Consider the following 13891-nt stretch of genomic DNA (forward strand, 5'->3'; position numbering starts at 1 on the left):
TCCGGGTGGTCCCGGTTATCCGTCCGCTGAGGCTGCTGAATATAGAGAGGGAAGCTTTCAGCAGCCTTGCAGACCGGGTTGTGAATTGCTGACGCCGGAATCGTGGTCCGGCGTCGGTTTTTGCTTTTTAACGTGTAGTACTTAGTGCACCAGCATGCCGGTGAACCAGTAGGCCTGGGCCAGGGTGATCAAGCCGACTATCGTTGCAAAGAATAGGCTGTGCTTGAGGGTGAAGCGGAACAGATCCGATTCCTTGCCCACCAGACCGGTCGCGGCGCAGGCCACGGCGATCGATTGTGGCGAGATCATCTTGCCGGTCACGCCGCCACTGGTGTTTGCCGCCACCAGCAACACATCGTTGACGCCGATCTGGTGCGCGGTGGTTGCTTGCAACGAACTGAAGAGTGCGTTGGAGGAGGTGTCGGAACCGGTCAGGAACACGCCCAGCCAGCCGAGGAACGGCGAGAAGAACGGGAACGCTGCACCCGTCGCCGCCAGCACCAGAGCCATGGTCGAAGACATGCCCGAGTAGTTGGTGACGAAAGCGAACGCCAGCACCATGCCGATGGACAGGATCGGCCAACGCAGTTCGTAGAAGGTCTCTTTCAAAGTGGTCAGACCAGTTTTGATGTTGATCTTCAGAACCAGCATCGAGATCAGCGCAGAGAAGAAAATCGCCGTGCCGGTCGCGGAAATCGGGTCAAGTTTGAACACCGCCGGAATGGCAGTCGGCGCCGCCACGATCGGAGCAACCTTGATCACCATTTGGTCCAGGTGCGGAATGGCGAAGTTGAATACGAAGCTGTACATCGAACCGCCAGCAGCGAACATGGCTTTGAACGGTTTCAGGGTCCAGATGGTGACCAGTACGGTGAGGATCAGGAACGGTGACCAGGCTTTGAAAATTTCACCGAGGCTGTAAGGCGAGGCCACGGTGGTGCGCGGTTGACCGAAGCCGCCGGCGCTGGCGGTCACCACGGACGCCGAGACGGCACCGACAATGTGTTGGCCCGCGGCGCGTTTCGGCTGCCAGACTTTCAGGAACAGGGTCAGCGAAATCAGGCTGACCAGAGCCGAGGTGATGTCCGGCAGTTCCGGTCCAATGAAGTTGGACGTGAAGTATTGGGTGATGGCGAAGCTCAAACCGGCCACCAGGGCAGCGGGCCAGGTTTCCTTGACGCCGCGCAGGCCGTCCATCATGAACACCAGCCAGAACGGCACGAACAGCGACAGCAGCGGTAGTTGGCGACCGGTCATGGCGCCGATCTTGAACGCGTCGATGCCGGTCACTTGCCCGGCGACGATGATCGGGATGCCCAGGGCGCCGAAGGCTACCGGCGCGGTGTTGGCAATCAGGCACAGGCCCGCGGCATACAGCGGATTGAAGCCCAGGCCAACGAGCAGTGCGGCGGTAATCGCTACCGGCGCGCCGAAACCGGCTGCACCTTCCAGGAAAGCGCCGAAGCAGAAGCCGATCAGCAAAACCTGCAAGCGCTGGTCGTCGGTGATCGACAGTACCGAGCTGCGGATGACTTCAAACTGACCGCTCTTGACCGTCAGTTTGTAGAGGAACACGGCTGCCACAATGATCCAGGCGATGGGCCAGAGACCGTAGGCGAAACCATAACCGGCGGCGGCGAACGCCATGTCGACCGGCATCTGGAAGGCAAAAATCGCCACGGCGATGGATAACGCCAGGGTGATGCTRCCGGCCACATGACCTTTGAGGCGGAACACCGCCAACGCCAGGAAGAAAAACACGATAGGGATGACGGCTGCGAGGGCGGAGACGCCGAGACTGCCGAGCGGGGTGTAGAGCTGTTGCCAGGTTTGCATATGGGGTGGCCCCTAATTGTTGTTGGTCAGGCACTGGGCAGCGTTGTTGGTTAATTGGTAATACCAATTTACAATCGCTGTTGGCTAGGGTAAAAGCCTTATGCGCGGCGTGTCAATTTGCCGCCCTAAAACTTTTGTCGAATAAGCCGTGTGCAGCGCATCGGATCGGTTTGATCGAGCGTCGTCTTGCCAGATGCTGGCGTCGCGCCAATAGGCCAGAATAGAGATCCCGGCAAGCTGTCGGGATCGTGGAGAATTGAGTTATGGGGTTTGATCAGATTCGTCAGCGCCGTTTGTCTGACGATATTGTCGAGCGGCTCGAAGGGATGATCCTGGAAGGCACGCTGAAGCCTGGTGAGCGCTTGCCGGCCGAGCGCACGCTGGCTGAGCAGTTCGGTGTGTCACGCCCTTCATTGCGCGAGGCGATTCAGAAGCTGGCGGCCAAGGGTTTGCTGGTCAGTCGCCAGGGCGGTGGCAATTACGTCGTCGATTCGTTGGGGTCGACCTTCAGCGATCCATTGCTGCAGCTGTTGGAAAATAACCCTGAGGCGCAACGCGATCTATTGGAGTTTCGCCACACGCTGGAAGCGTCCTGCGCTTACTACGCGGCCTTGCGTGCCACCGATGTGGACCGTGAGCGGCTGACGGCCGCGTTTGATGAGTTGCAGGACTGTTATTCGCGTCACGATGACGTCAGTCGGGCTGAAGAGGGTGCGGCAGATGCGAAATTTCACCTGGCGATTGCCGAGGCCAGTCATAACGCGGTGTTGCTGCACACCATTCGCGGGCTGTTCGATCTGCTCAAGCGCAACGTGGTGACCAATATTGGCGGCATGTACAAGCAGCGCACCGAAACCCGCGACATGCTGATCACGCAGCACCGGGAGTTGTACCTGGCGATTATCGAGGGGCGGGCGGAGCAGGCGCGGGAAGTCTCCAGCCGGCACATTTTGTATGTGCAGGAAGTGCTGGAGGAAGTGCGTCAGGAAGTGCAGCGCATGGCTCGGGCGGAGCGGCGCAAAGGGATGTAGTCTGATCGTTCCCACGCTCCGCGTGGGAATGCATCCCGTGACGCTTCGCGTCACAAGGCGGACGCAGAGCGTCCATTGCTGCATTCCCATGCAGAGCGTGGGAACGATCAACTCAAGGCAAAGAGTTAGTCTTCCTTGCCCTTGTTGCGCACCGCACGCTGCAACTCGCGACCGGCGTCGCGCTCGCGTTCGGTATCACGCTTGTCGTATTCCTTCTTGCCCTTGCCCAGTGCGATCTCGCACTTGACCATGTGCTTGCTCCAGTACCAGGACAAGCATACGCAGGCATAACCTTTCTGTTGCACGGCCGCGGCGAGCTTTTCCAGCTCGCGGCGGTTGAGCAGCAACTTTCGGGTGCGGGTCGGGTCAGCAATGACGTGGGTGCTGGCGGTCATCAGGGGCGTAATGTGGCTGCCAAGCAGCCAGGCTTCGCCATCCTTGAGCAGCACGTAACTGTCGACCAGTTGCAGCTTGCTTGCCCGCAGACTTTTTACTTCCCAGCCGGCCAGGACCAGACCAGCCTCGAACCGATGTTCGATGAAGTAATCGTGTCGCGCCTTTTTGTTCTGCGCGATGGTCCCTGTTGGGTGTTTCTTCTGTTTAGCCATAGGGGCGGCATTATAGGGAGTTGCGCGCGAGTCGGCTACGGTATCGCTACGTGCTTGAGCAGGTTGATTGAATCCCGGACAATGCGGCCTCTTTTTTGAACGCTTGGGCGTGATAACGATGTCGACAGACAAGGTTTCTGTCCACGGCAGTTGGGCTAGCCGCTGGGTCTTCATACTCGCCGCGACCGGTTCGGCCGTGGGCCTGGGTAGTATCTGGAAATTCCCGTACATGGTCGGCGTCTATGGCGGCGGCGCTTTCGTGCTGATGTTTCTGGCCTGTATCGCGCTGATCGGTGTGCCGGTCATGCTGGCCGAAACCCTGATTGGTCGTCGCGCCCGGCAAAGTCCGGCCAACGCCTTGAAGGTGTTGGCGCTTGAAGCAGGGCATTCGGCCAAATGGTCGTGGGGCGCATTTGCCGGGATGATCACGGCGTTGCTGATCCTGTCGTTCTACAGTGTGGTCGGTGGCTGGTCGCTGGATTACATCATCGACATGGGGCGAGGCGACTTCCAGGGCGTGACGGCTGACCAGGTCGGCGCGTACTTCGGCAATGTGATCGCCGATCCTTGGCGCCTGACACTTTGGCACACGATTTTCATGCTGTTGTCTGCCGTGGTGATCGCCAAAGGCGTGGTCGCCGGGCTTGAGCGCAGCTTGCGGATCATGATGCCGCTGCTGTTTGTGATGGTCATCGTGCTGCTGGGTTACAGCATGACCACCGGCCACTTCATGGAAGGCGTGCATTTCATGTTCGACTTCCACCCGGAAAAAGTACTCGACGGTTTGCTGCCTGCCATGGGGCACGCGTTCTTCTCGCTGAGCGTCGGTGTCGGTTCGATCATGATCTATGGCGCCTACATGCCAAAGCATTCGTCGATTTCCGGCACCGTCGTGGGCGTGGCGCTGCTGGATACGTTCGTTTCGCTGGTGGCCGGCCTGGCATTGTTTCCGATTGTGTTCGCAGCGGGCTTGAACCCGAGCGAAGGCCCTGGCTTGATGTTCGTCAGCCTGCCATTTGCTTTCGGCAACGTAGCGTTTGGTCAGTTGATGGGCGTAGTGTTCTTCGTGCTGGTTGCGGTTGCTGCCTGGAGTTCGGCGATTTCGCTGCTTGAGCCCATGGTGGCTTACCTGGTTGAACGCACCAAAATCCGCCGCGCCTGGGTGACGTTCTGGTTGGCTTTCTCCTGCTGGTTCGTCGGTCTGGGTACCGTGTTTTCCTTCAATATCTGGAAGCAAGCCAAGTTTTTCGTGAACGATGGCGGGATGTTCCACCTCTACCAATGGGGGGCGACCGGTGGTCTGGACTTCTTTGGTGTGATCGATTTCTTTACCTCACGGATCATGTTGCCACTCGGTGGTTTGTGTTTCGTGGTGTTTGCGGGCTGGATCATGGGGCGTGAAGCGGTGCGCGACGAGTTGTCGATCCGCAGCCCGATACTGTTTGGTCTGTCCCTGTTCTTGATGCGCTATGTGGCGCCCATCGGCATTCTCGTAGTGTTTGCCGCCCAGCTGTGGAAGTGACGCTGACATGACGACGCATATTCAACGTTCGGCCTTGCTGCCATATCCGGCACAAGCGCTGTATGACCTGGTCAACGACGTAGCGCGTTACCCCGAGTTTCTGCCGTGGTGTTCGGCCGCCGAAGTGCTGGAAATTTCGCCTGAGTACATGCGTGCCAGCGTGGGTGTGGCCAAGGGCGGCCTCAGCCAGCATTTCGTCACCAGAAATACACTGGTGCCGGGGCAATCGATCGAAATGAACCTCGAGGAAGGTCCTTTCACCCAATTGCACGGCGTGTGGGTGTTCAAGTCGCTGACTGAGAAGGCCTGCAAGATCAGTCTGGACCTGTCGTTCGACTACGCCGGGCCGATTGTTCGCGCAACGTTGGGGCCTTTGTTCAATCAGGCGGCCAACACGCTGGTGGACGCGTTCTGCCAGCGCGCCAAGCAGATACATGGTTGAGTCGGTGATTGAGGTCGAAGTGGTGTATGCCGCCGTGGATCGCCAGGTATTGCTCTGCGTAACGATGCCAGCAGCATCGACGGTGCGAGCCGCCGTGCAATGCTCAGGCATTGGCGCAGCGTTTCCGGAACTGGATCTGGCGGCTTGCCCTGTAGGGATTTTCGGCAAGGTCGTCGCTGATCCGGACAGTCGACGGGTTCAGGCTGGGGATCGCATCGAGATCTATAGGCCTTTGCTGGCCGACCCGAAGGAGGTTCGCCGGTTGCGCGCAGCCAAGGCTGCCGAGGCCAAAGCCCGGAATCAGTGATTCGGTCAAACGCCAGACAATAAAAAACCCGGTAATTCCGGGTTTTTTATTGCGTCGCAAATTATTGCGGCGTGGTGTCCAGCGGTTCTGGCGTCGGGACTGGAACGGTTTCTACACCGTCGACGTCCTTCTGGATCTGATCCAGCAACGAACCAGGCTTGGCCGGTTTTTCCGGTTTCGGCTTCTCGACATTTTCAACTGGCGCAGTGACTGTGGTGCCTTTGTCCTTGCCGAGAATGGCTTCGTCGCGGCTCACGCCTGGCATGAAATCACCAGAGAGGCTGACAAGCTGGTCATTTGGGTTGAAGATAACGCTAATGCGTTCCTGTTGGCGTTCACCGCCACCCGGTTGCAGGCTGTACAGATAATCCCAGCGATCGGCATGGAACGTGTCAGTCAACAGAGGGTTGCCCATGATAAACCGTACTTGCTTGCGGGTCATTCCCGGGCGTAACTGGTCTATCATGTCCTGCGTGACGACATTGCCCTGCTGGATGTCGATTTTGTAAACCCCGGGGAATGAACAACCGGCGAGTGCGAGCAGTCCCACAAAGGTGAAACTGGTTAGCAAGAGCTTGGTGTTTTGCATCGGTGGGCGACTTCCACTATCTTGGCTGGGACAACGTAAACGCCGATCATACCCGCATTAAGAGAAGCTGCGAAGCAGCATCGCGAGAAAGCTGACCATGGTTGAAAATAGCGAACTACGCAAAGCCGGCCTCAAAGTGACCCTGCCAAGGGTCAAAATTCTGCAAATGCTCGATTCCGCCGAGCAACGCCACATGAGTGCCGAAGATGTTTACAAGGCGCTGATGGAGGCTGGTGAGGACGTCGGTCTGGCCACGGTTTACCGTGTACTGACTCAGTTCGAGGCAGCTGGCCTTGTGGTGCGGCACAACTTCGACGGAGGCCACGCGGTCTTCGAACTGGATGACGGCAAGCATCACGACCATATGGTCAACGTCGAAACCAGCGAAGTGATCGAATTCTTCGACGAAGAAATCGAGCGCCTGCAGAAAGCCATCGTCGACAAGTATGGTTTCGAGATGGTTGATCACAATCTGGTGCTGTACGTACGCAAGAAAAAGTAAGCATGTCGCGCGAATTTCAGATTCGCGAAACGAACGAAGGCGACCCCAGGGTCGCCTTCGTGCTGTCTGCTGTTCCTAAATTTTTGCGGTAACAACCATTTTTTTCGCGTGTGCCAGAGATTCCTTGGTGAGGTCGATGCCTCCCAGCATCCGCGCCRCTTCTTCGATGCGATCATTTTTGCTCAGCTTGGAGACAGCCGTATGAGTTGCATCCTCGCCCCGCACCTTGTGTACGAACAGGTGTTGGTGACCCTGCGCAGCCACTTGCGGCAAGTGAGTCACTGTCAGCACCTGCCCCCGCTCCCCAAGTCGACGCAGCAGTTGGCCGACGATTTCGGCGGTCGGACCACCGATACCCACGTCCACTTCGTCGAACACCAGTGTTGGTACGCGTGAGGTTTGTGCGGTGATCACCTGAATAGCGAGACTGATCCGCGACAGTTCGCCACCCGAAGCTACTTTGGCCAAGGCTTTCAATGGCTGTCCAGGGTTGGCGCTCACCAGCAGTTCTACCTGTTCGAGCCCGTTGGGTAACAGCTCATCGCTGCTGTTGGGTCGTAGTTCGATGGTGAAGCGGCCCCCCGGCATGCCCAGTCGCTGGATTTCCTGCTCCACGGCGCTGGCCAGGCTGCTCGACGCCTGATGGCGCAAGTCACTCAGTTCACGCGCGCGCTCCTGATAATGACGGGCATAGGAGGCCAGCTCATCGCTGAGCCGCTCGATGGATTCGTCGTTGGCATTCAGGGTTTCGATTTCATCCAGCAGCCGTTGCTGCATCTCCGCGACTTCGGTCGGCTGGATGCGGTGCTTGCGTGCCATGGTGTAGATCGCATCCAGGCGTTCTTCCAGGTATTGCAGTCGCGCCGGGTCGGCGTCGAAGTTGTCGAGGAAGCGGTTCAGCTCGCCCACGGCTTCTTCTACCTGGATTTGTGCGCTGGTCAGCAGGCTGCTGGCTTCGCCCAGGGCGCCGATTGAATTGTTCACGCTCGAAAGACGGTTGAGGCTGGCGGTCAGGGCGTTCAGGACGTTGCCGGAATCACTTTCGCTGCATTGCTCGACGACTTGTCGGCAGATGCCCAGCAGGGTTTCGGCGTTGGTAAGGTTCTTGTGTTCCTGCTCCAGTTGTTCCAGCTCGTTTTCGCCGAGGCCGAGGTTTTCGAGTTCTTCGAGTTGATAGCTGAGCAATTGATGGCGAGCGCGCTGCTCGTCGCCGGAGTTGGAAAGGCGTTCGAGCTCCTGGCGCGTCTGGCGCCAGCGCTGGGCAGCCAGTTGTACCTGGCGGGCAAGGTCCGTGGCTCCGGCGTACTCGTCGAGGAGGCGGCGGTGGGTGTCGGTCTTGAGTAGCGATTGGTGTTCGTGCTGGCTATGGATGTCGATCAGCAACTCGCCCAGGGCCTTGAGGTCGCCGAGAGGGCAGGGCGTACCGTTGATGTAGCCGCGGGAGCGGCCTTCGGCAGTGATGACTCGACGCAGGATGCAGGGACCATCGCTTTCGAGGTCGCGCTCGGCGAGCCAGGCACTGGCTTCCGGAATATCAACAAGGTCGAAGGTGGCCAGGATGTCAGCCTTGTCTGCGCCTGGGCGGACCACGCCGCTGTCGGCGCGGTCACCCAGAGTCAGGCCCAGGGCGTCGAGCATGATCGACTTGCCAGCGCCGGTTTCCCCGGTGATCACGCTCATCCCGCGATCGAGTTCGAGATCGAGATGTTCAACGATGGCGTAGTTATGTACGGACAGGTGCACCAGCATAAAGGCCGCTCCCAGGCTTTAGGTCTGGTTATTTATACAGTGTTTTATTTGTGCCTGACAATGGCCTCGCTTGGCTCGATTTGCTTGGCCTGACGAAATGCCCGGTGCATCGGGTAATCGCAATGCAGCGCTTTTTGTAAGGGTAATCGCAAGAATCCCCTTGAAGCTGGATTTTGCGGCCCCATATACCGGGACAGAAGCGCGAGTTGAGCTCGCGGACGATATTGAAAGGAGAAATCTATGGCTGACGAACAGACAGTGGATACGCAAAATCTAGACGCCGATCAGGCTCCACAAGCTTCGGGCGATGACCTGACGGCTCGTGTACAAGTGCTCGAAGAGCAACTGGCAGGCGCGCAGGATCAGGCTTTGCGTGTAGCCGCCGATCTGCAGAACGTCCGCCGTCGCGCCGAGCAGGATGTAGAAAAGGCTCACAAATTTGCCCTGGAGAAATTCGCGGGCGATTTGCTGCCGATCATCGACAGCCTTGAGCGCGGTCTGGAGTTGTCCAACCCGGACGACGAAAGCATCCGTCCAATGCGCGAAGGCATCGAGCTGACCCTGAAAATGTTCCAGGACACCCTGAAGCGTTATCAGCTGGAAGTGATCGATCCGCATGGCGAACCGTTCAACGCTGTTCAGCATCAGGCAATGGCCATGCAGGAAAGCGCCGATGTCGAGCCGAACAGCGTGCTCAAGGTGTTCCAGAAGGGCTATCAGCTCAATGGCCGCCTGCTGCGCCCGGCCATGGTCGTGGTCAGCAAGGCGCCTGCGCCAGTTTCGCCTTCGATTGATGAGCAGGCTTGAAAATGGCCGCAAGGCCCCCATTTATAAGTCAAGCGTTTAAGTGCTACCGCAGTTAGCCACCACTGCTGCGGCAACCAAATCCAAAGTTTCGGGAGAGTGAACATGGGCAAAATTATCGGTATCGACCTGGGGACCACCAACTCCTGCGTCTCCGTACTTGAAAACGGCGTAGCCAAAGTTATTGAAAACGCTGAAGGCGCGCGTACCACGCCGTCGATCATCGCTTACGCCAACGATGGCGAAATCCTCGTTGGCCAGTCGGCCAAGCGTCAGGCTGTGACCAATCCGCACAACACCTTGTATGCGGTGAAGCGTCTGATCGGTCGTAAGTTCGACGAAGAAGTCGTACAGAAAGACATCAAGATGGTCCCTTACAAAATCGCCAAGGCTGACAATGGCGACGCGTGGGTAGAAGTGAACGGCCAGAAAATGTCGCCGCCACAAATCTCGGCTGAAATTCTGAAGAAAATGAAGAAGACCGCCGAAGACTACCTCGGCGAGCCAGTGACTGAAGCGGTCATCACCGTTCCGGCCTACTTCAACGACAGCCAGCGTCAAGCCACCAAAGACGCCGGCCGCATCGCGGGTCTGGACGTAAAACGTATCATCAACGAACCAACCGCAGCCGCTCTGGCTTACGGTATGGACAAGGCGAAGGGCGATCACACCGTGATCGTTTACGACTTGGGCGGCGGTACTTTCGACGTTTCCGTGATCGAAATCGCTGAAGTCGATGGCGAGCACCAGTTCGAAGTATTGGCCACCAACGGTGACACGTTCCTGGGCGGTGAAGACTTTGACATTCGTCTGATCGACTACCTCGTTGACGAATTCAAGAAAGAAAGCGGCATGAACCTCAAAGGTGACCCGCTGGCCATGCAGCGCCTGAAAGAAGCCGCTGAAAAAGCCAAGATCGAGCTGTCCTCTGCTCTGTCGACCGACGTGAACCTGCCGTACATCACTGCAGACGCCACCGGTCCGAAGCACTTGAACGTGAAGATTTCTCGCGCCAAGTTGGAAGCACTGGTTGAAGACCTGGTTCAGCGCACCATCGAGCCTTGCCGCATCGCTCTGAAAGACTCCGGTATCGACGTTGGCGCAATCAACGACGTGATCCTGGTAGGCGGTCAGACCCGTATGCCACTGGTTCAGAAACTGGTAACCGAGTTCTTCGGTAAAGAAGCTCGTAAAGACGTGAACCCGGACGAAGCTGTTGCCATGGGTGCTGCTATCCAGGGCGCGGTATTGGCCGGTGACGTCAAAGACGTTCTGCTGTTGGACGTCAGCCCGCTGACCCTGGGTATCGAAACCATGGGCGGCGTGATGACCGCGCTGATCGAGAAAAACACCACGATTCCTACCAAGAAATCGCAAGTGTTCTCGACTGCCGATGACAACCAGGGCGCTGTGACCATTCACGTGCTGCAAGGTGAGCGTAAGCAAGCGGCTCAGAACAAGTCCTTGGGCAAGTTCGACCTGGCCGACATTCCACCAGCACCACGTGGCGTGCCACAAATTGAAGTGACCTTCGACATCGACGCCAACGGCATTCTGCACGTAGGCGCCAAAGACAAGGCCACCGGCAAGACTCAGTCGATCGTGATCAAGGCCAACTCCGGTCTGTCCGAGGAAGAAATTCAGCAGATGATTCGCGATGCTGAAGCCAACGTCGACGCAGACCGCCAGTTCGAAGAGCTGGCAACCGCTCGCAACCAGGGCGATGCGCTGGTTCACTCGACTCGCAAAATGGTCGCTGACGCTGGCGATAAAGTGACTGCCGAAGAGAAGACTGCGATCGAAGCTGCTGTTGTTGCTCTGGAAGCCGCTGTCAAAGGCGACGACAAAGCTGCAATCGAAGCCAAGGTTGAAGAACTGTCGAAAGTCTCTGCTCCAGTGGCGCAGAAGATGTACGCCGAACAGGCTCAGCCTGCTGAAGGCGCGGCACCGCACGACGAAAAAGCTGAAAAGGCTGACGACGTTGTCGATGCCGAGTTCGAAGAAGTCAAAGACCACAAGTAAGTTGTTGGTCGCCCGGTTGACTGCCTTTAGGCGGTGACTGGTAGGATGTCGCCGCGCGGGAGCTTGCTCCCGCGTTGGCGTGTCTGGAATACGCGAATTTTTACAGCATGCGACAGCGTTCGCGTGCTGCTGGTATGGCCGGGAATGCTCCTGCTTTTCGAGCCGCAAGTACCGCAATGAATCAAAGACCAGGATCGTTGAATTGACGTGAGTTGGGTCCGGGCCTGTATTGGGGCTCAACGAGTTTGGCAAGGCTCAGGAGAGGTTTGCCGAACGTCCTCAAGAGTGCAAAGACTTATGACAAAGCGTGACTATTACGAAGTATTGGGTGTTGAGCGTGGCTCAAGCGAAGCAGACCTGAAGAAGGCCTACCGCCGCTTGGCGATGAAGCATCACCCGGACCGTAATCCCGATGACAAAGCGTCGGAAGAAATGTTCAAAGAGGCTAACGAAGCCTACGAAGTGTTGTCCGATTCCAGCAAGCGCGCGGCCTACGACCAGTACGGTCATGCCGGTGTCGACCCGAGCATGGGTGGCGGCGGTGCCGGTTTTGGCGGTCAGAACTTCTCCGACATCTTTGGCGATGTCTTCAGTGACTTCTTCGGTGGCGGTCGCGGCGGTTCCCGTGGCGGTGCCCAGCGCGGCAGCGACCTGCGTTACACCCTGGAACTGAACCTGGAAGAGGCGGTGCGCGGTACCACCGTGAACATCCGCGTTCCGACGCTGGTCAACTGCAAGCCGTGCGACGGCTCGGGTGCCAAGAAAGGCTCCTCGCCAGTTACCTGCCCGACTTGCGGCGGTATCGGCCAGGTCCGCATGCAGCAGGGCTTCTTCTCGGTGCAGCAGACCTGCCCGCGTTGCCATGGCCAGGGCAAAATCATTTCCGACCCGTGCAACTCCTGCAACGGCGAAGGCCGTGTTGAAGAGTACAAAACCCTTTCCGTGAAAGTGCCGGCCGGTGTCGATACCGGTGACCGCATTCGTCTGTCCGGCGAAGGCGAGGCGGGCGCTCAGGGTGGGCCGACTGGCGACCTGTACGTGGTGATCAATGTGCGCGAGCACGCGATCTTCCAGCGTGATGGCAAACACCTGTTCTGCGAAGTGCCGATCAGTTTTGTCGATGCGGCGTTGGGCGGTGAGCTGGAGATTCCGACCCTTGATGGTCGAGTCAAACTGAAGATCCCTGAGGGGACCCAGACCGGCAAGCAGTTCCGCGTTCGCGGCAAAGGCGTCGCGCCGGTGCGTGGCGGCGGTGCGGGTGATCTGATGTGTCGTGTCGCGGTCGAAACCCCTGTCAATCTGGGTCGTCRTCAGCGTGAATTGCTGGAAGAGTTCCGTAGCTCCCTGGCAGACGACAACAGCCATTCGCCGAAAACCACCGGTTGGTTTGAAGGCGTGAAGCGCTTCTTCGGCGATTTGTAAGGAGTCGGCATGCGACGTATAGCTGTGATGGGCGCTGCCGGGCGCATGGGCAAAATTCTGGTCGAGGCCGTGCAGGAGCGCGCGCCGCTGACCGGTCTGACGGCGGCCATCGTGCGCCCCGGCAGCACGCTGATTGGTGTGGATGCCGGTGAGCTGGCCTCGCTGGGGCGTATTGGTGTGCCGTTGTCCGGCAATCTGGATGCGGTCGCTGACGAGTTCGATGTTTTGATCGACTTCACGCTCCCGGAAGTCATGCTGAAAAACCTCGCGTTCTGCCGCAAGACCGGCAAGGCCATGGTAATCGGCACTACCGGGCTGGATGCGGCGCAGAAGCAGTTGCTGGCTGAGGCGGGCAAGGAGATTCCGATCGTGTTCGCGGCCAATTTCAGTGTTGGCGTGAACCTGTCGCTGAAGTTGCTCGACATGGCCGCACGTGTGCTGGGTGATGAGGCGGATATCGAAATCATCGAAGCGCATCACCGACACAAGATCGACGCACCTTCAGGCACCGCGTTGCGCATGGGTGAAGTGATCGCCAGCGCCTTGGATCGTGATCTGCAAAAGGTCGCGGTCTATGGTCGCGAAGGTCATACCGGTGCGCGTGAGCGTGAAACGATCGGCTTTGCCACTGTTCGCGGTGGTGATGTGGTTGGCGATCACACGGTGCTGTTCGCCTGTGAGGGCGAGCGTCTGGAAATCACGCATAAAGCGTCCAGTCGCATGACCTTCGCCAAAGGCGCGGTGCGAGCGGCGTTGTGGCTGGATGGTCGTGAGCCAGGCCTTTACGACATGCAAGACGTGCTCGATCTGCGTTAAGATGCGCCCGAAATCGGGTTCAAACACAGTGTTTGAGCCCGGTTTTACACCGCCAAGCGACGTCCTGTCGCATTCTCCAGCCTTTCGGGCTCATTGGCGGTAGACCAAAAATGCCTTTTTCTGTAAGCTACAGCTTTAGTGTGTCCACTAAAAGCGCGCAGAATAATTCAGTGAAGAAGCGGGGTGACGTGTCCATACGTCACTCCGCTTTTTTACAACCTGCGATCGCCCTTTCAGGCTT

The 13891-nt window shown here is 58.1% G+C and carries 13 protein-coding genes; 9 read left to right on the forward strand and 4 right to left on the reverse strand.

Features of this window, described 5'->3' with window-relative positions; all coding sequences use genetic code 11:
• Positions 1 to 141: 141 nt before the first annotated feature.
• Positions 142 to 1836 carry a lactate permease LctP family transporter gene (locus AC1D2P_RS06435; protein WP_109787585.1) on the reverse strand — a complete coding sequence of 565 codons (1695 nt, stop codon included), beginning with the start codon at positions 1834 to 1836 and terminating at the stop codon, positions 142 to 144.
• A gap of 263 nt (positions 1837 to 2099) precedes the next feature.
• On the opposite strand from AC1D2P_RS06435, the gene AC1D2P_RS06440 reads away from it, so the two are divergent.
• Positions 2100 to 2867, forward strand: coding sequence for a GntR family transcriptional regulator (locus AC1D2P_RS06440; protein ID WP_046031912.1), 768 nt, complete (start codon positions 2100 to 2102; stop codon positions 2865 to 2867).
• Positions 2868 to 2992: 125 nt separating this feature from the next.
• Here AC1D2P_RS06440 and smpB read toward each other — a convergent pair whose 3' ends face one another.
• The gene (gene smpB, locus AC1D2P_RS06445) at positions 2993 to 3475 is read right to left on the reverse strand and encodes an SsrA-binding protein SmpB (RefSeq protein ID WP_028623113.1); all 483 of its coding nucleotides are present in this window, start codon (positions 3473 to 3475) and stop codon (positions 2993 to 2995) included.
• A gap of 118 nt (positions 3476 to 3593) precedes the next feature.
• On the opposite strand from smpB, the gene AC1D2P_RS06450 reads away from it, so the two are divergent.
• From AC1D2P_RS06450 to AC1D2P_RS06460, 3 genes are read left to right on the forward strand one after another with little or no spacing between them, the layout of a single operon-like run.
• The gene (locus AC1D2P_RS06450) at positions 3594 to 4997 is read left to right on the forward strand and encodes a sodium-dependent transporter (RefSeq protein WP_477758417.1); all 1404 of its coding nucleotides are present in this window, start codon (positions 3594 to 3596) and stop codon (positions 4995 to 4997) included.
• Positions 4998 to 5004: 7 nt separating this feature from the next.
• Entirely contained in the window at positions 5005 to 5439 is a 435-nt protein-coding gene (locus AC1D2P_RS06455) for a type II toxin-antitoxin system RatA family toxin (protein WP_046031914.1), read from the forward strand.
• Positions 5432 to 5746 (forward strand): RnfH family protein, encoded by a 315-nt coding sequence (locus AC1D2P_RS06460; protein ID WP_477758418.1) that lies wholly within the window; start codon positions 5432 to 5434, stop codon positions 5744 to 5746. The genes AC1D2P_RS06455 and AC1D2P_RS06460 overlap by 8 nt, the downstream gene beginning before the upstream one ends.
• 61 nt (positions 5747 to 5807) lie before the next feature.
• On the opposite strand, the gene AC1D2P_RS06465 is transcribed toward AC1D2P_RS06460, so the two are convergent.
• Positions 5808 to 6335, reverse strand: coding sequence for an outer membrane protein assembly factor BamE (locus tag AC1D2P_RS06465; protein WP_109787588.1), 528 nt, complete (start codon positions 6333 to 6335; stop codon positions 5808 to 5810).
• 97 nt (positions 6336 to 6432) lie between these two features.
• Here AC1D2P_RS06465 and fur point away from each other — a divergent pair, with 97 nt between their 5' ends.
• Positions 6433 to 6837: a ferric iron uptake transcriptional regulator gene (gene fur / locus AC1D2P_RS06470; protein ID WP_003197684.1), complete on the forward strand. Its 405-nt coding sequence runs from the start codon at positions 6433 to 6435 to the stop codon at positions 6835 to 6837.
• Positions 6838 to 6912: 75 nt separating this feature from the next.
• Here fur and recN read toward each other — a convergent pair whose 3' ends face one another.
• Complete coding sequence (recN, locus tag AC1D2P_RS06475; RefSeq protein WP_477811350.1) at positions 6913 to 8586, reverse strand: DNA repair protein RecN; 1674 nt, start codon at positions 8584 to 8586, stop codon at positions 6913 to 6915.
• 240 nt (positions 8587 to 8826) lie between these two features.
• Here recN and grpE point away from each other — a divergent pair, with 240 nt between their 5' ends.
• The 4 genes from grpE (at position 8827) to dapB (ending at position 13650) form a co-directional block, all read left to right on the forward strand.
• On the forward strand, positions 8827 to 9393 hold the full coding sequence (gene grpE / locus AC1D2P_RS06480) for a nucleotide exchange factor GrpE (protein WP_046031918.1): 567 nt from the start codon (positions 8827 to 8829) through the stop codon (positions 9391 to 9393).
• A 102-nt stretch (positions 9394 to 9495) separates the two neighbouring features.
• Positions 9496 to 11412 carry a molecular chaperone DnaK gene (gene dnaK, locus AC1D2P_RS06485; protein ID WP_007942898.1) on the forward strand — a complete coding sequence of 639 codons (1917 nt, stop codon included), beginning with the start codon at positions 9496 to 9498 and terminating at the stop codon, positions 11410 to 11412.
• Between the two features lie 297 nt (positions 11413 to 11709).
• On the forward strand, positions 11710 to 12834 hold the full coding sequence (gene dnaJ, locus AC1D2P_RS06490; RefSeq protein ID WP_477811351.1) for a molecular chaperone DnaJ: 1125 nt from the start codon (positions 11710 to 11712) through the stop codon (positions 12832 to 12834).
• A gap of 9 nt (positions 12835 to 12843) precedes the next feature.
• Complete coding sequence (dapB, locus tag AC1D2P_RS06495) at positions 12844 to 13650, forward strand: 4-hydroxy-tetrahydrodipicolinate reductase (RefSeq protein ID WP_109787591.1); 807 nt, start codon at positions 12844 to 12846, stop codon at positions 13648 to 13650.
• Positions 13651 to 13891 lie beyond the last annotated feature (241 nt).

This window comes from Pseudomonas sp. P1_F1_2 (assembly GCF_056405815.1).